At 62.0% G+C, this 15,371-nt stretch carries 17 protein-coding genes and 1 tRNA gene; 12 read left to right on the forward strand and 6 right to left on the reverse strand.

Going from position 1 to position 15,371, the window contains the following annotated elements; all coding sequences use genetic code 11:
- Positions 1-48 precede the first annotated feature (48 nt).
- On the reverse strand, positions 49-780 hold the full coding sequence (gene minC / locus SR908_RS06100; RefSeq protein ID WP_246919117.1) for a septum site-determining protein MinC: 732 nt from the start codon (positions 778-780) through the stop codon (positions 49-51).
- A gap of 301 nt (positions 781-1,081) precedes the next feature.
- On the opposite strand from minC, the gene SR908_RS06105 reads away from it, so the two are divergent.
- Positions 1,082-3,844 carry a DUF349 domain-containing protein gene (locus SR908_RS06105; protein WP_246919115.1) on the forward strand — a complete coding sequence of 921 codons (2,763 nt, stop codon included), beginning with the start codon at positions 1,082-1,084 and terminating at the stop codon, positions 3,842-3,844.
- A gap of 55 nt (positions 3,845-3,899) precedes the next feature.
- Here SR908_RS06105 and phbB read toward each other — a convergent pair whose 3' ends face one another.
- Positions 3,900-4,649, reverse strand: coding sequence for an acetoacetyl-CoA reductase (gene phbB / locus SR908_RS06110; RefSeq protein WP_246919113.1), 750 nt, complete (start codon positions 4,647-4,649; stop codon positions 3,900-3,902).
- 171 nt (positions 4,650-4,820) lie between these two features.
- On the opposite strand from phbB, the gene SR908_RS06115 reads away from it, so the two are divergent.
- Positions 4,821-4,897, forward strand: a tRNA-Met gene (locus SR908_RS06115).
- 71 nt (positions 4,898-4,968) lie between these two features.
- Here SR908_RS06115 and SR908_RS06120 read toward each other — a convergent pair.
- On the reverse strand, positions 4,969-5,757 hold the full coding sequence (locus SR908_RS06120) for a DUF3750 domain-containing protein (RefSeq protein ID WP_246919111.1): 789 nt from the start codon (positions 5,755-5,757) through the stop codon (positions 4,969-4,971).
- 152 nt (positions 5,758-5,909) lie between these two features.
- Between SR908_RS06120 and SR908_RS06125 the strand changes: the two genes are divergently transcribed.
- Entirely contained in the window at positions 5,910-6,854 is a 945-nt protein-coding gene (locus SR908_RS06125) for a thioredoxin family protein (protein ID WP_246919109.1), read from the forward strand.
- Positions 6,855-6,917: 63 nt separating this feature from the next.
- Here the strand turns inward: SR908_RS06125 and SR908_RS06130 are convergent, their stop codons facing one another.
- Positions 6,918-8,075 carry a MalY/PatB family protein gene (locus tag SR908_RS06130; protein WP_246919107.1) on the reverse strand — a complete coding sequence of 386 codons (1,158 nt, stop codon included), beginning with the start codon at positions 8,073-8,075 and terminating at the stop codon, positions 6,918-6,920.
- Between the two features lie 37 nt (positions 8,076-8,112).
- Between SR908_RS06130 and SR908_RS06135 the strand changes: the two genes are divergently transcribed.
- The 6 genes from SR908_RS06135 to SR908_RS06160 all read left to right on the forward strand — a co-directional run bounded on the left by SR908_RS06135 (position 8,113) and on the right by SR908_RS06160 (position 10,996).
- On the forward strand, positions 8,113-8,538 hold the full coding sequence (locus SR908_RS06135; RefSeq protein WP_246919105.1) for a hypothetical protein: 426 nt from the start codon (positions 8,113-8,115) through the stop codon (positions 8,536-8,538).
- Positions 8,539-8,632: 94 nt separating this feature from the next.
- Positions 8,633-9,043 (forward strand): acyl-CoA thioesterase, encoded by a 411-nt coding sequence (locus tag SR908_RS06140; protein ID WP_246919103.1) that lies wholly within the window; start codon positions 8,633-8,635, stop codon positions 9,041-9,043.
- Complete coding sequence (gene ybaK, locus SR908_RS06145) at positions 9,040-9,510, forward strand: Cys-tRNA(Pro) deacylase (protein WP_246919101.1); 471 nt, start codon at positions 9,040-9,042, stop codon at positions 9,508-9,510. Before SR908_RS06140 ends, ybaK begins: the two co-directional genes overlap by 4 nt.
- Positions 9,511-9,538: 28 nt before the next feature.
- Positions 9,539-9,853 (forward strand): hypothetical protein, encoded by a 315-nt coding sequence (locus SR908_RS06150; protein ID WP_097024167.1) that lies wholly within the window; start codon positions 9,539-9,541, stop codon positions 9,851-9,853.
- Positions 9,837-10,358 carry a DUF501 domain-containing protein gene (locus SR908_RS06155; protein WP_246919100.1) on the forward strand — a complete coding sequence of 174 codons (522 nt, stop codon included), beginning with the start codon at positions 9,837-9,839 and terminating at the stop codon, positions 10,356-10,358. The genes SR908_RS06150 and SR908_RS06155 overlap by 17 nt, the downstream gene beginning before the upstream one ends.
- 74 nt (positions 10,359-10,432) lie before the next feature.
- Positions 10,433-10,996, forward strand: coding sequence for an LOG family protein (locus SR908_RS06160; protein WP_246920507.1), 564 nt, complete (start codon positions 10,433-10,435; stop codon positions 10,994-10,996).
- Positions 10,997-11,023: 27 nt separating this feature from the next.
- On the opposite strand, the gene SR908_RS06165 is transcribed toward SR908_RS06160, so the two are convergent.
- Together SR908_RS06165 and SR908_RS06170 are read right to left on the reverse strand one after the other, a co-directional pair.
- On the reverse strand, positions 11,024-11,521 hold the full coding sequence (locus tag SR908_RS06165) for a hypothetical protein (RefSeq protein WP_075367775.1): 498 nt from the start codon (positions 11,519-11,521) through the stop codon (positions 11,024-11,026).
- Between the two features lie 119 nt (positions 11,522-11,640).
- Entirely contained in the window at positions 11,641-12,150 is a 510-nt protein-coding gene (locus tag SR908_RS06170; RefSeq protein ID WP_075367776.1) for a tetratricopeptide repeat protein, read from the reverse strand.
- A 261-nt stretch (positions 12,151-12,411) separates the two neighbouring features.
- Between SR908_RS06170 and SR908_RS06175 the strand changes: the two genes are divergently transcribed.
- From SR908_RS06175 to SR908_RS06185, 3 genes are all read left to right on the forward strand, one after another.
- Complete coding sequence (locus tag SR908_RS06175; protein ID WP_246919098.1) at positions 12,412-13,443, forward strand: NADP(H)-dependent aldo-keto reductase; 1,032 nt, start codon at positions 12,412-12,414, stop codon at positions 13,441-13,443.
- Between the two features lie 110 nt (positions 13,444-13,553).
- A complete protein-coding gene (gene yaaA, locus SR908_RS06180) occupies positions 13,554-14,342 on the forward strand; it encodes a peroxide stress protein YaaA (protein ID WP_246919096.1) in 789 nt (262 codons plus the stop codon).
- A gap of 117 nt (positions 14,343-14,459) precedes the next feature.
- Positions 14,460-15,284, forward strand: coding sequence for a Tim44 domain-containing protein (locus tag SR908_RS06185; RefSeq protein WP_246919094.1), 825 nt, complete (start codon positions 14,460-14,462; stop codon positions 15,282-15,284).
- The last annotated feature ends 87 nt before the right edge of the window (positions 15,285-15,371 follow it).

Below are 15,371 nucleotides of genomic sequence, written 5' to 3' on the forward strand. Positions count from 1 at the left end.
TCGTACTAGCCATCCACATTGGCGCAACATGGCGCCCTGACATCCCGACTAGCCGAGCGATGAAATGTTCAATTGGTTATCGCGCAGTTGAACCTGTACAGGTTGGTTCAGCAAACGCGGGTCGATATCTTCCAACCGTTTGTAATTGCCAGCCAGTGACAACAGCTCGGCATGCAATTCCTTACAGAAGATGCCCGCCTGGCGGTCCCCGTGAATGCCACCCAATGCGCGACCACGCAGCGGGCCATAAACGTGCACGCTGCCCGCCGCCAGAACCTCGGCACCCGGATTGACCGCACCGACCACGACCAGGTCGCCCTCAGGGGCGGTGACCTGCTGGCCCGAGCGCACTGTACCACGATAGATACGTCCCACGGCCGGTGCCGGCGACGCCTCGCCCTCGGGTTGCGGCTCGGCAGCGGCGAGCGGTGCTTCTTCCACGGCACGCGGACGCGCTTCTTGCGGCGGGAACCATCCCAGCCCCAACGCCCAGGCGGATTGCTTCACGGGGTCGGTGCCGCCACGCACGGCCACCGGCAGCAGCTTATGAGCGCGGCACACGGCGCAAATACGCTCCAGCGCCAGGTGCGGTTCATCGAGCTGCTCGACGCTGAGCACCACCGGGGTATGTTGAAAAAAAGCCGGCGACTGGCTCACCTTGCCGGCGAGCTGAGCTCGTATCTGCTCGGGGTCGGCGCTCGTCAGCTCCATGACCGTCATGGGCAACATGCCACCCTTGAAGGTGAACGCCGATGCTACCCGATCCATGTTGAGGCTCATGGCCGCACTCCACAGCTGATGACTGATGTATAAAGATAAAGCTAAGCGAGGGTCGCGATGGCTGCAACTGATGATAAGACCAGCGGCGCGACTTTGTCAGGTGTCTCCGCAAACCGACGCCCTTGCCATCGTCGCCTTTTCCCGGTGCCGGCTCGCATGCTTTGATACGCTATGGCACACACGACACTCAATCATGTGACGCTTTTTGCTAATATCGTGGCCGACGTGAGACGACAGGAACGCTGTCTCAGCGTTATCGCCACGCATTCAATACGCCAAGAACAGGGATGCATGCCGGGTCATGTCTGGATTCTTCCGCCGTTTTTTTGCGCCACGCTGGCAACATCGCGACCCTCGCGTCCGTCATGCTGCCATTGCGCAACTCGATATTCACAAGTCAGCCGACCGCCACGCCCTCGAGCGCCTAACGCACGATGAGGATGCCGGCGTAAAGCGCGAAGCCCTCGCCCAGTTCGAGGATCCCTCGACGCTGCTCGAATGGCTCGGCACGCATGACAGCCCCGAGTTGCGGGCCCGTCTCACTCAATTGTTGTCCGGCAGCGTGCCCGGAGCACCGCCCTTGCAGCAACGCCTCGATTTGCTCGACACACTGAACGATCACGACCTGCTCGTGCAACTCGTCGAGACGGGAGACAATCAGGAGCTACGTCTGGCCGCGCTGGCCAAGCTCGATGACGAAGCAACGCTGATCCAGCAGGCGCGCGACAACGGCATTGCCGTGGTCCGCCACGCCGCCGCCGATCGCGTATCGAGCCTTGAAGGACTGCAACGCCTGGCGCGTGAAGCGCGTCGCGACAAGATCGTCACGCGCAAGGCGCGCGAGCGCCTGCAACGCCAACGCGCCGATGCCGCCGAAACCCAAGCCCAGCAGGCCGCTCGACAACGCCTTCTGGAAGCCCTCGAGGCGCATGCCCTGCATGCCTGGGAGCCGCTATACGGCGCGCGTTATCGCCATCTTGTCCGCGAGTGGGAAGCGCTGACCGACACCCCCAGCGATGAGCAAGAGCAGCGTTTTCAGGAAGCCAGCCAGCGCTGCCGCAAGACGCTCTCCGATCATGATACCGAAGGGCACGCCCAGCACCAGGCGATACAACGCCAGGATGAAGCAGCACGCACCCGCGAGGCGCTCGTCGAAGCGCTTGAGGATGCCGTCGCGAGCCTCAAGCAGGCCTCGCAACTGACCCACCAGGACATCGACAGCCTACGCGCCCAACAACGCCTGCATGGCGAACGCTGGCTGGCCCTTTCCGATCACTACCCACCGGAAGAGGACATCCAGACACGCTATGCTGAAGCACAAGCCGCTTGCCAGCACATCGGCGACGCTTGGGATCGTGCCTCAACGCAGGCCCAGGCACTAGAAACCGCCTTGCGCGAAGACCATGCCGCCATCGACGACTGCCTGGCGAAGATCGATTGGCCACACGATCTGCCGCCGACGCCTCTGATTCACGAGGCCCGTCAACTGCGTAACGCCGAAGCGACCGATGCGAACACGCCCGTCGACCTCTCGGAGTTGCGTGCGGACCTCGACAAACTAGAGAACCAGCTCGATCGCGGCACCCTGAAGACTGCCAGCCGTCTACATCGGCAGCTTCGACAGCGTATCGATGCTCTGCCCCGCGCTTCGCGTGGCGACCTGGAAGCCCACCTCAAGCGTCTCGGTGCACGGTTGGCCGAGTTACGCGATTGGCGAGGCTTCGTCGCCGGCCCCAAACGCACGCAACTCATCGAAAGCATCGAAGCACTGGCTGCGGACAACGAATCCCCCGATGCCGAGCGTGATCGTCGGCATCGTCAATTGGTCAAGGAATGGGCAGCGTTGGGCGATGCCGCCGCCACAGCCGAGCTTTCGCAGCGTTTTCGCAACGCGTCGCAGCGCATTCACACGGCACTGAACGACTGGTACCAACAACGCGATGCCGCGCGCACCCGTAACCTCGAGGCACGCGAAGCACTGTGCGAACAGCTCGAGGAACTCATCACGCACCCGGATGCGCAAGCCGACCCGGACGTGCTGCGCCAAATTCGCGACCGCGCACGTGAGCAATGGCAGCAATTCTCGCCCGTCCCACGCGAGCACGCCAAGCCGCTCGGACAACGCTTCGGCCACATCCGCCATGAACTGCAGACGTTAATCGACCGTCGAGCCAATGAAATCGGCGAGGCCAAACGCGGCCTGATCGCCGAGGCCGAAGCCCTGATGGAAGCCGACATGCCCTCCTCGCAACGCACCGAAGCGGCCAAGGCGCTCCAGTCCCGCTGGCGGGAACTGGGACGTGCCGCCAAGGGCGAAGAGCAGATGCTATGGCGCCATTTCCGAGGGCTTTGCGATAGTATCTTCGCCGCCCGCGAGGCCGAGCGGGAAAACCGAGCCCAAAAAGCCCAGTCGCGCCTGGATAGCATGCAAGCCCTGATCGACCGTTTCGATTCCTGGCAGCCCCAGCGCGCCGACGACAGCGAGACGCTGGAGAGTGCCGTGCGTGACGCCGAGGCGCTGGAACCCTTGCCCGGCGGCCGTCGCAGCGAAGGTATGCGCCGCCGCTGGCAAGGAATCGTACGTGCCCGTCGCGAACGCCTCGCTCAACTGGTTCTCGCCGAGCAAGCCGAGCGCTGGACGCACCTGCGCCCCCTCCTCGACGCCCACGTCGCCGCGGATGACGCATCCTTGCGCGACGGTCAAACGGCGGACGTCGCGCTGCCCGAGGACATGCCCCAAGATCTACGGGATGCCCATGTGGCACGTAATGCCGCTCGCCGAGAGGGCGACAGCGAAACGGCGAATCACGAACTGAGCCGACTGGTGGTTCAAGTGGCGCTGCTCGCCGACGAGCCGGTGGCCGCACAGGAAGAGCCGCTACGCCTGGAGGTGCAAGTCGCGCGGCTCAATAATGGCCTGGGCCAGGCGCCGCAACCCGACCAGGAACTGGCCGACGTCTTGCGGCAATTGCTGGAAACCGGGCCCCTCGCGTCCGATGTCTGGGCCTCCCGGGTCACGCGCTTCGATGCCTTGTTCGACGTTATCGCCCAACGCGTGACCTGATCACGCTCACGACGGCCGCCCCGGCATTTTCTGGCGGGGCGCTACCACAGCCGGTTCAGCCCATGAACTGACCACCGTTGATATCCAGGTTGGCACCGGTGATGAAACCCGATTCGCGGTCGGCCAAGAACACCACCGCTCGCGCCACCTCTTCCGGCTCGCCAAAACGCTTGACCGGGATGCCCTCACGGATCGATTCGCGAATCTTCTCGGGAATCAGCATGATCATGTCGGTGGCGATATAACCTGGCGAGACGGTATTGACGGTAATACCCTTGGTCGCGGTTTCTTGCGCCAATGACATGGTCAGGCCATGCATCCCTGCCTTGGCGGCCGCATAGTTGGCCTGACCGAACTGCCCTTTACGCCCGTTGATCGAGGCGATGTTGACGATGCGTCCGTAGCCAGCCTCAAGCATGTCTTCGATCACACAGCGGCAAGTGTTGAACACACTATTGAGGTTGCAATCGATGACCTCACGCCATTGCTGGGGAGACATCTTCTTGAGCGTACTGTCACGTGTGATGCCGGCACAGTTGACCAGCAGCTCCACCGAACCGTATTCGCGGCGAATGTCATCTACACCGGCGTGGCAGGCATCGAAGTCGGTGAGATTGATGCCTGCTAGTGCCACATTGTCGACGCCCTCAGCGCGACGATCGGCCAGCCAGGCCTGAGCTTTCTCGCGGTTGTGGTAACTCGCCACGACGAAATAGCCTGCCTTGGCGAGCGCCAGGCAGATGGCGGTTCCTATGCCTCCAGTACCTCCTGTGACCCAAGCGACGGGTGCTGTTTGCGTGCTCATGTCGATCCCCCCATGATGTCGTTATGTGGCGCTCCCGGCGGGAGGTGCCACCTTGACTCGCCTCCATGGCGTCTTACCTGACTTCAGTATGATCGAGTTTGGGCAGGCTGCACGTTGGACGAATCTATTCTTGACTCAGGCCATAAAAACCGTAGAATACGCCACAGTTGATGCGGGGTGGAGCAGCTTGGTAGCTCGTCGGGCTCATAACCCGAAGGTCATCGGTTCAAATCCGATCCCCGCTACCATACAGATAAAAAAGCGGTGTCCCTACGGACACCGCTTTTTTTGTGCTTCCCGAAGAAGCCAACGTCGCACCTCACTCAGCCTCGCCAGGCCCTCGCGTGTGTTCGGATGACGCCATTCCCAGTCGCCCGATTCCCGGCAGCTTGAGCGCCGGCCGCGTGAGATCGACGCCCAGCGTCAGGCCCAGCAGTTGCCACTCGATGCCTTCGTCATAGGCTACGGTCAGCCCCAGCATCCCACCCAACGAGACTTGATAACCGGTCCCGCTCGGCGCCTCGGCCTCGATAGTGTCCAGCAGGTAATCCTTGCCCACGGCGGTCGGCGGAAAATCGACACGCAACCCCGGCACCCGACGCACCACCCAAGCCACGAAGGTGTTGCTATTGGGGCCCGGCCACACTCGGTAGCGATCAGTCACAGGATACGCCGCCACGGCCTCACGAATCTCGGGAATCGCACGTTCGGCCGCGTCGCCACGCAACTCGGTCAGCAAGGTCGGTGCGCTTCCATACCAAGCGCGGTCGGGCTCGTCGGGACGCGAGGAGACCGTGGGCCGCCGCCAGGCGAGAACCTGATGGACCTGGTAATGCGTCGCACCGGCCGGCTTGGTGGCGATCCATGTATGCACGCCGAAAGCACCACGCCAGTCGAAGGCGCGGGCCGCGTATACCTGCACCAGAGCCTCGGGATGCGTGCTAGGCGCCGGTGCCAGACCCGCCGAGGAGCGATCCGCCTGGGACCAGACACCACCTAGCGCGACGCGCTGACTTGCCAGCATGTAGACCGGGCCAGCCAGCAACAGGGCCAGCACGACGAGTAGGCTCACCATCAGCCATAGGCTTTTCTTGATCGCTCGATGCATGCGGCTGTCTCCAGGTGTCGTGATGCACTTCCATACCATCACGCGCCGGCGCCGGGGGCTTGAATCCGCGCCTCTTGACCCGCATAACGTGAGGCAGTTCAGCAGCGTCTTTACGCTTTACGTTCACACGATACTATCGAAAGGCCATTGCCATGCCGATCATCGACCCGCGTACCGGCGAACCTCTCACGTCTCCCCAAGACGGGGACACCAGCGCCTCTCAAACCAATGCCGGCACTCAGGATGCTTCTCAGTTCATCGTCGATGTCGACATATCCAACTTCCAGCAAGTCGTTCTCGAAGGCTCGATGCAGGGGCCGGTGTTGCTCGACAGTTGGGCACCTTGGTGTGAGCCGTGCAAGAACCTCATGCCAGTACTCGAGAAGTTGGCGCACGAATACGGCGGCGCTTTTACCCTGGCCAAGCTGAACATCGAGGACAACCAGGAAATTGCCACGCAACTTGGCATCCGCTCGGTGCCCGACGTCAAGCTGATCGTGCAAGGCCAGCTTTACGATCAGTTCCAGGGGGCGCTGCCTGAATCGCAAATCCGCGAGTGGCTGTCGCAGTATCTCAAGGCACCCGAGGCCGCCGAAGCCACCCCTGAGGAGAAAGCTCAGCAGGCCCTGGACGCGGGCGATGCCGCCACGGCGCGCGGTATCTACGAAACGCTGGTCAAGGAGTGGCCCGAGCACTATGACTATCAGATTGAACTCGCCGGCGCCTTAGTTGCGGAAGGCAATGCGGCGGACGCCCGGGCGCTGCTCGACAACCTACCCCCGGAACATCGCGACACGCCCAAAGCACGCGGCGTCCGCGCGCGACTGGACTTCGGCGAGGAAGCGCCGAGTGCCGAGGAAGTGGCCGCGCTGGGCGAGCGCGACGACAGCGAGGCGCAATTCAAGCGCGCCCTGCGCCAGGTCGCCGATGGACACTACGAAGCCGGCCTAGATGGTTTGATGGCACTGATGAAGTCCGATCGTGCCTATGGTGACGACATCGCTCGCACGACCCTGCTGCGCGTCTTCGATGCGCTAGGCGCCAACCACCCCCTGACAGTGGCCTACCGCCGCAGGATGTTCGCGCTGCTCTACTGAGTCCTCCGCAGGGGATGCCTCGCGTCAGGACATCCCCTGCTATTCGCGCCACTCTGAGCCTGGCTATCCGGCAGGACAAAGCCGTGAGTCGAGTCGTTCCAGCGCCTCTTCGAGCAGATAGGTAGGCGTGCCGAAGTTAAGCCGCACGAACCCCGGGCACCCAAAATCGGCGCCATCGGACAGCGCGACACGCGTGCTGTCCAGCAGCGCCCGCTGCGGCGAGTCGCCAAGCCCCGCCTCGCGCATATCGAGCCACGCCAGATAAGTCGCCTCAGGCGCCGTCATCGTGACCCCAGGCCACCGGGCTACATGATCGCGCAGTCGCTGCAGATTGGTGTTGAGCGTCACCAGCAATTCACGGCGCCAAGCGTCACCTTGCGCATACGCTGCCTGCGAGGCGGTCAGCCCCAGGATATTGACCTCGGGAAGCAACCCCTCCGCCGCCTCGCGAAAACGTCGCCGTAGCTCGGGATCAGGAATCACCGCACAGGCGCTCGACAGCCCGGCGATATTGAAGGTCTTGGAAGGCGCCCAGAGGGTAATCGTGCGTTGAGCCAGGGCCGGCGATAAGGACGCCAACGGACGATGCCGACGCGTCGCGTCGAGGATCAGGTCGCAATGCAGCTCGTCGGAGACGATCAAAAGGTCGTGGCGCTCGGCGAGCTCGCCCAAGGCGTGTAGTTCGTGCTCGTCCCAGACGCGCCCCGTGGGGTTGTGTGGATGGCACCACAACAACAGACGCGTCTGCGGCGTGATCGAGGCTTCCAGCGCTTCGAGATCGAGACGCCAGGGCGCGCCCGGCGCCTCGGGCTCGGCCAGCATCACACGTTCTGCGATGCGACCACTGCGTTCGGCCACACGCAGAAACGGCGGATAGATCGGCGTCGCGGTCATCACCGCCTGACCAGGACTGCAGAAGGCCTGGGCGGCCAGATGTAGCGCCGGCACCACGCCGGGGATCCATACCTGCCAGTCAGGCTCGATCGACCAACCGTAGTGATCAACACTCCACGCGCAAAGCGTCTCGCGCAGCGTATCGGTCAATCTGCCATAGCCGAAGACACCGTGGGAAACCCGCTCCTCGAGCGCCGAGACGACCTCCGGGGGCGACACGAAGTCCATGTCTGCGACCCACAACGGCAATACGTCCTCGGCATAACGCTGCCATTTCTGGGAAGGATACTGTCGCCGATCCAGCGGCGTGGCAAAATCATATGACATGCTAAGACTCATCGACTCGAACGGAAGACACCCGAACATGCCTGAAACCTCGTTCTATGCCAAGGCCATGCGGGGCACACCACGTCTGGTGAGACGCTGGCTGATGCTGGGCCAGGACGCCCCTGATCGTCTGGCGATGATTCTCGCCGACACCTCACGCCTGGCTGGGTTCGGCGAACCACAGGTCGAGCCCGACGGGCGCTGTCTGCGTGAATGGAGCAGCGACTGCCAGCCGCCTCTGTGGGCGGCACGTACCGCCGTCTTTCTGCTGACCCAGATGCCGGCACGCCCGACTCCAGACGACGAGGAGGAAGCCTGTGCCTGGGCCTACTGCTGGCTACGCAACCGTGATTTTCAGTCCCTGGACGCCGCCCACGAGGCCCTGCCGAGTCACTTGCGCGAACCGCTTGCCAAGGCCTTGGACGCCGCTTGGGTCGACCAGGACGCCTTGCGCCTTATCTGAGGACGAAGAGCAGACTTGACCGCATGCCACCGGCGGCCGATGCTAATTAGCTTGCAAAGCACCTTTTTCGATGGCGACGACCCGGGAAAATGACATGTTCACACGCCGCGTGGAGCCGGCTTTCTATGACACCGATGCCCTAGGACACATTAACAACACGCGCTTGCCGGCCTGGTTCGAGCTCGCCCGAAACGACCTATTTCGTCTGTTCGTGCCCGATCTTGATCCCCGCAAGTGGCCGTTGATCATGGCCAAGCTGGATGTGGAGTTCCGCGCCGAGCTTTTCTATGGGCAGGATGTCGAGATTCGCACCTGGCTTTCGCGGCTGGGCAACAGCTCTTTCACCGTCGCCCAGGAAGCCTGGCAGGGAGGTCGACTGGGCGCCCGTGGCCATGTGGTGCTGGTGCATTACGATCACATCGAGGGCTCGGCGGTGGCGTTGACCGGCGACCTTCGTGAGGCACTCGCCAAGCACCTGATCGACGAGGAGCCCGCCCCCGCATGACGCCTGCCATTCGACTTCTGAAGCGCGAGGCCATCCCGCACGAGGTGCTGCAATACACGCACGATCCCAAGGTCGCCGCCTACGGCGAGGAAGCCGTAAAGGCGCTGGGGCTGGCACCGGATAGCGTGTTCAAGACCTTGCTCGCCCAACTCGATGACGGGCGGCTCGTCGTCGCCCTGGTGCCCGTCATGGCCACACTCGACCTCAAGGGACTCGCCAAGGCTGCCGGCGCACGAAAAGCCAAGATGGCCGACCCCATGCTGGCCGAGCGCACCACGGGCTACGTCGTGGGTGGCATCAGCCCGCTAGGGCAGCGCAAGCGCCTGCCTACCTTCGTGGACGACAGCGCCCATGCCTTGTCGTCGCTCCACGTCAGTGGCGGTAGGCGCGGCCTGGAAATATGCCTGGCGCCGACGGCATTGATCGCCCTGCTCGAGGCAACCACGGCCCCGCTGGCGCGGGCATGAAGCAGCTTCGATAGGCGGGGAGGCTCGCATGGCGATTCGCTACGATCTATGGCTCATGCCCGACGACAAGCCCCGCCACCGCATGGTCGAGCAGGCACTGGAGCGTTTCTTCGTGGCACGCTTCGCCGACTATCCTCACCTGCGGTTGCCCGGCGCTGATCCCTACGATTATGATGCTCCCTTCAACCGCCTGTATGACGCCTTACTCGCACGAGCACGCGACTACTGCGAGCGTGAATGGCACTACGTGCCGACGCCCGCGCAGCTCAATACGGCATTCTTCCGGGCTGTGGCCCACTCGCCGAAATTCATACTGGACCCCCGCGATGGTGATTCGCCCTGAAAAGGCGCCCGACGAGCGCCAACTGGCTCTCATTACCCAACAGCTGGGCCGCGCACCGCGTGGCATCCAAACCGTGGCTGCGGCCACGCAAGACGGCACACCGCTAGTGCTGCGCATGCATGCCATCGTCGACGACAAACCGTTCCCGACGCATTTCTGGCTGTGCTCCGACCACTTGAAGGTCGCTATCTCGCGCATCGAGGCCCAAGGCGTTATCAAAGCCCTCGAGTCACGCCTCCAGGAAGAGGCAGACTTCATGGCCGCGTATCGCCATAGCCACGAGGATTACGTGGCTCAGCGCTGGCAGACCATGAGCGACGCGGAACGCGACATCGTCGACCGCCAAGGCTATCGCGACCTCTTCACGCGGCGCGGCATCGGCGGCATCGCCAACTGGGATCAAGTGCGCTGTCTGCATATGCAATACGCCCATCATCTATGCGGCGACAACGCCATCGGCCGCTGGATGGATGCCGAGTATGATGTGCTCGCCTGTCTGCGCTAGCGTTCTATGGCACTTGGCCACTCATCGCGCAAGACACGGATGTCGAGACAAATCTATCGATCTGACAAGGGGGAATAGTGCGCATCTGTATCTATATGGGATCGCGTGAAGGACGCGATGCCAGCTTTCGTCACGCCGCCGAGGCGCTGGGTCGGTGCATTGCACAGCGCGGCTGGGGGCTGGTCTACGGTGGTGCCCGCGTCGGCCTGATGGGGGCTGTGGCCGACGCCGCGCTGCGCGAAGGCGGCGAGGTCATCGGCGTCATTCCCCATCACCTGGTCGAGCGCGAAATGGCGCATGAGGGGCTGACGCGCCTGCTGCGTGTCGACGATATGCATGCGCGCAAGGCCGCCATGGCCGAGCACGCCGATGCCTTCATCGCCATGCCCGGTGGCATCGGCACCCTGGAAGAGTTATTCGAGACATGGACCTGGCAATATCTGGGGCTTCACGACAAGCCTATCGGTGTACTCGACGTCAGCGGCTTCTATCGCCCATTATTGGATTTTCTGGACCACACCGTCGCGCACGGTTTTCTCAATCCCGAGACACGCGCAAGACTCGTCGCCGCCGCTGATCCCGATCAATTGCTCGACTGTTTGATGGCTGCGCAACACGCATCACCGACAGCCTCATGAGCGCCTCTAGGGCTTTACTAGGACTTTCTAGGCGAGCCCTGCGGCATCACGCGTGCGTTGATAGGTCAGTTGCAACAGGCGTGCATCGTCACCGGCTCGATGGCGCTGAATGCCCCGCTCGCGGATGATGACCTCTTTCATCGCCCCCCACCGCTCGAGTTGCGATTCATCCAGCAGACGACGCAATGCCTCGAGGCGAAAGCGCGGCAGCATGCCCGCGTGGTGGAATAATAACGAAAGCCAGGTATTGTCGTATCCCCAGCTATCGCTATAGGCAATGCCGTCGGCCGCCAGTTCATCGTTTAGCCATCGTGCCACTTCGATGACGGGGTAGCCCTCGCGGTGCAGTCGGCCACGCGAAATGCCATGCAACAGTTCGGCCTTGGGATCCCAATGGACCCACTCTTCCAACGGCTGGATAAGGAAGGCGCAGGTACTGCCATCGGCCCGCGCGATGCCTACCTCTATCGGATAGCTGCCACGCCCGAAACCGGACGCTTCGATATCGAGCAGTATCGGCAACACGTGGCGGCATTCCTCTTCAAAGCGATATCACGAACGGGGCGTGACCCACGATGTTTACCGGGGTCACGCCAATCAGACTACGTGAACGGGGAACACGATGCGAGCCCTCACGGCACTCCTCAGTGCGTCAGTGACGCGATCGGCTCACCGGCTTCACTGCGTTGCGCGCGTTCGGCAAGCGCCGCCCATTGCGCGGCACGCCGGGAGTCGACGGGAAGCCCCAGGTGAGCATGACGGTAGGCCTCGGCCATACGCTCGGCGGCTAGGCCATGGCCCGCTTCGGCGGCACGCGCATACCATGTCACCGCTTTCTCTTCGCGCCGCGCATACTGCGCACAGCCGAACTCGTAAATGCGACCCGCCTGGTACTGCGCATGCACATCGCCCGCATAGGCGGCCTGAAAGACGTAGCGCGCGCCCTTGGCCTTATCCTGCGGGGAGTTGCCACGATGAAACAACATATGGCCATAGAACGAAAGCGCGGCGGTATGGCCGGCTTCGGCACAGCGCTGAAAAAGTCGCATCGTCAAACGATGCTTGCCGGGAGAGCGCGTCATCCAGCGGGCATGTAACAGTTGGGCTGCGAGACGGTATTCGAGCCGAATCCGCAGAGAGGATACCTGTTGCATAACCATCGACCCTGAAGTCGTCGTGACCGAGAAAGGTACGTAAACGATTGCGTCGGCTCGGGCTCTCCCTGCACGCGCCAACACCCCGGATAAAATCACTGTCACCGTTGCCTAGCATACCTCTTAGTGCTCTTATCCCCGGCAACGGGGCGCCAAGCATACGCCTACCCTCAGGCGGACTCAACCCCCGTTTGCCGCCCGTACTCGGCACCGCTACCATGCCGTTTCTACCCCTTTTTCGACACCCGTGTGGAGTCCCATATGCAGACACGTCCCCTCGGTCAGACCGGCATTAACGTCAGCCGCTTGTGCCTAGGCACCATGACCTTCGGCGAACAGAACACCGAAGCCGATGCCCATGCACAACTCGATCGCGCCACTGCCGCGGGCATCAACTTCATCGATACCGCCGAGATGTATCCCGTCCCTCCCAAGGGCGAGACCCAAGGGCTCACCGAAGCCTATATCGGCAGCTGGCTCAAGGCACGCGGCAAACGCGACGACCTGGTCATCGCCACCAAGGCAGCCGGTCCCGGTCTCGAGCATATACGCGGTGGTCCGCGTCTGACCCCAGAGCATTTGCAGCGTGCCGTCGACGACAGCTTGGCGCGCCTCAACACCGACTACATCGATCTTTACCAGCTCCACTGGCCCGACCGTAGCGCTAACTTCTTCGGCAAGTTGGGCTATCAGCATGATGCACACGAAGATGCTACACCGTTGGCGGAAACGCTCATGGCTCTCAAGGACCTGGTCGATGCGGGCAAAATCCGCTCCATCGGGCTCTCCAATGAAACGCCGTGGGGCGTGATGCAAAGCCTGCGCCTCGCCGACTCGTTGGGTGTGCCGCGTGTGGCCAGCGTGCAGAACCCCTATAACCTGCTCAATCGCAGCTTCGAGGTCGGGCTCGCCGAGATCGCCCATCGCGAAGACGTCGGCCTTCTGGCTTACTCGCCCTTGGCCTTCGGCGCGCTCACCGGCAAATACCTCGATGGTGCCCGTCCGCCCCAGGGCCGATTGACATTGTTCGAGCGCTTCAAGCGCTATACGTCCGATTTAGCCGAGGAGGCGGTCGGCGCCTACGTCGGGATCGCACGCGAACACGGGCTGGACCCTGCCCAGATGGCGCTGGCCTACGTCAACTCACGTTCGTTCTTGACCAGCAACATCATCGGCGCCACCACGCTCGAGCAGCTCGACGCCAATCTGGCCAGCGAGGATCTGACGCTGGACGATAGCGTTCTCGAGGCCATCGAAGCCGTGCACCGTCAGCATCCCAATCCCTGCCCCTGATGCTGATGGCGTGCCTATCACCACGATAGGTACGCCATCATCGGAGCGCCCTGGCTCGCTTGTTATACTGACGATGATGAACTTTTCGATCCCGAACGCGAGGACTGTGCATGCTAAGCGTCATTTCACCGGCCAAGACGTTGGATTTCGAGACACCACCGACGACCGCGACATACACCCAACCGGAGTACCTTGAGCAAAGCGCCGAGTTGATCGAGATCCTGCGCGATTATTCCCCCCAACGACTTTCCGAGTTGATGGGTATCAGTGACAAGTTGGCAGGACTCAATGCCGCACGGTATGCCGAATGGGCACCGCCGTTCTCGCCGGAGAATGCCAAGCCCGCCGCGCAGGCCTTCCAGGGCGACGTCTACCTGGGGCTGGACGCACCCTCGTTCAGTGAGCAGGACAACCAGGAGGCACAGAACCGTCTGCGCATTCTCTCGGGACTGTACGGATTATTGCGCCCCCTCGATCTGATACAGCCTTATCGTCTGGAGATGGGGACCAAGCTGGCCAATCCCGCAGGCAAGGATCTCTACGCTTTCTGGCGAGAGCGGCTCACCAGGGATCTTTCCCGAGCCGTAGAAGAAAGCGGTTCTCCGGTGCTGGTCAACCTCGCGTCCAACGAGTACTTCAAAGCCATTGATGCCAAAGGCTTAACATGTCGTGTCATCACGCCGGTCTTCAAGGATGAGAAGAACGGTCAATTCAAGATCATCAGCTTTTATGCCAAAAAAGCCCGGGGCTTGATGGCCGCCTGGATGATTCACCAGCGTGTCGACGACCCCGAAGACTTGAAACGCTTCGACGTCGGCGGCTATCGCTTCAACAGCGGTCTGTCCGATGGCGATACCTGGGTTTTCACACGTCGAGAAAGCGAGACGGTCACTTCCTGAGAGGTTGCGTGGCCGGCGTTGAGTCGGCCCGCCTCCGGCTAGATATCTTCAACGTTGAATCCCGGCTAGAATCGAGCATCCATTTTCGGACCCTTCTGATTCTGCGGGAGAACGTGCATGCGCAACATCTTCGTGATGCTTATGGTCGGCTTGCTCGGCTTTGGCCTTGGTATCGATCACGCCGAAGCCAAACGGCTCGGTGGCGGCAAGAGTTTTGGCAGTTATTCGCGCTCCGCAGATAGTTCCGCCTCGACGACTGGCCGTAACAATGCGACAACGCCCCAACGTCAACCCGGTGCTGGGCTTTCACGTTGGGCAGGCCCATTCGCCGGTCTGCTTGCCGGCGGCTTGTTGGCATCTTTGTTCTTCGGCGGTGCCTTCGATGGCCTCCGTTTTTTTGACATCCTGCTGGTCGCGCTTGTCGCCTGGCTGGCCTTCCGCTTCTTGAGGGCGCGCCGCGCTGCAACCGCTAGTGGGCCACAGCACCAGGAACGTCAATCCCACACTCAGGATCAGGATACGCCGCCCTTTTCCAATGCCGGCAGCACCCCCACAGGAAGCGTTGGCTCGACGCCTGAGTGGTTCGACAAGGAGCGATTCCTGGGCGGCGCCAAGGAACATTTCATGACCTTGCAACGCGCCTGGGACAATAACGATCTCGCTCAGATCCAAGAATACGTCACGCCGGCACTTTACAACCTGCTACGCGAAGAACGCGCACAGCAGCCTGCGAACAACCGCACAGAGATCGTGCGTCTTTTCGCCGAATTGGGAGACATCAGGGAAATCGGACAGCAAGCCGAAGCCAGCGTCCTTTTCCACGGCATCCTCGATGAAAATGGCGAGCAAACCGAGTTCAACGAAACCTGGCATCTAATCCGTGACTTACGTGATGGAGCACCTTGGTATGTGCAGGGTATCGAGCAGAATCCAAGCGCCTGATAGCAGCGAACATACGTCACATTGATGACGCCTTGCTCTACGTAACATATGCAAAAGGCCGGGCATTTGCCCGGCCTTTTAGGAATT

Source organism: Chromohalobacter canadensis (genome assembly GCF_034479555.1).
In the GTDB taxonomy this organism is placed as follows: domain Bacteria; phylum Pseudomonadota; class Gammaproteobacteria; order Pseudomonadales; family Halomonadaceae; genus Chromohalobacter; species Chromohalobacter canadensis.

What these genes read in the sequence shown, in the direction of transcription:
- minC (WP_246919117.1), bottom strand. Translation starts at nt 780, where the DNA reads ATGAGCCTCAACATGGATCGGGTAGCATCGGCGTTCACCTTCAAGGGT.
- SR908_RS06105 (WP_246919115.1), top strand. Translation starts at nt 1,082, where the DNA reads ATGTCTGGATTCTTCCGCCGTTTTTTTGCGCCACGCTGGCAACATCGC.
- phbB (WP_246919113.1), bottom strand. Translation starts at nt 4,649, where the DNA reads ATGAGCACGCAAACAGCACCCGTCGCTTGGGTCACAGGAGGTACTGGA.
- SR908_RS06120 (WP_246919111.1), bottom strand. Translation starts at nt 5,757, where the DNA reads ATGCATCGAGCGATCAAGAAAAGCCTATGGCTGATGGTGAGCCTACTC.
- SR908_RS06125 (WP_246919109.1), top strand. Translation starts at nt 5,910, where the DNA reads ATGCCGATCATCGACCCGCGTACCGGCGAACCTCTCACGTCTCCCCAA.
- SR908_RS06130 (WP_246919107.1), bottom strand. Translation starts at nt 8,075, where the DNA reads ATGTCATATGATTTTGCCACGCCGCTGGATCGGCGACAGTATCCTTCC.
- SR908_RS06135 (WP_246919105.1), top strand. Translation starts at nt 8,113, where the DNA reads ATGCCTGAAACCTCGTTCTATGCCAAGGCCATGCGGGGCACACCACGT.
- SR908_RS06140 (WP_246919103.1), top strand. Translation starts at nt 8,633, where the DNA reads ATGTTCACACGCCGCGTGGAGCCGGCTTTCTATGACACCGATGCCCTA.
- ybaK (WP_246919101.1), top strand. Translation starts at nt 9,040, where the DNA reads ATGACGCCTGCCATTCGACTTCTGAAGCGCGAGGCCATCCCGCACGAG.
- SR908_RS06150 (WP_097024167.1), top strand. Translation starts at nt 9,539, where the DNA reads ATGGCGATTCGCTACGATCTATGGCTCATGCCCGACGACAAGCCCCGC.
- SR908_RS06155 (WP_246919100.1), top strand. Translation starts at nt 9,837, where the DNA reads ATGGTGATTCGCCCTGAAAAGGCGCCCGACGAGCGCCAACTGGCTCTC.
- SR908_RS06170 (WP_075367776.1), bottom strand. Translation starts at nt 12,150, where the DNA reads ATGCAACAGGTATCCTCTCTGCGGATTCGGCTCGAATACCGTCTCGCA.
- SR908_RS06175 (WP_246919098.1), top strand. Translation starts at nt 12,412, where the DNA reads ATGCAGACACGTCCCCTCGGTCAGACCGGCATTAACGTCAGCCGCTTG.
- yaaA (WP_246919096.1), top strand. Translation starts at nt 13,554, where the DNA reads ATGCTAAGCGTCATTTCACCGGCCAAGACGTTGGATTTCGAGACACCA.
- SR908_RS06185 (WP_246919094.1), top strand. Translation starts at nt 14,460, where the DNA reads ATGCGCAACATCTTCGTGATGCTTATGGTCGGCTTGCTCGGCTTTGGC.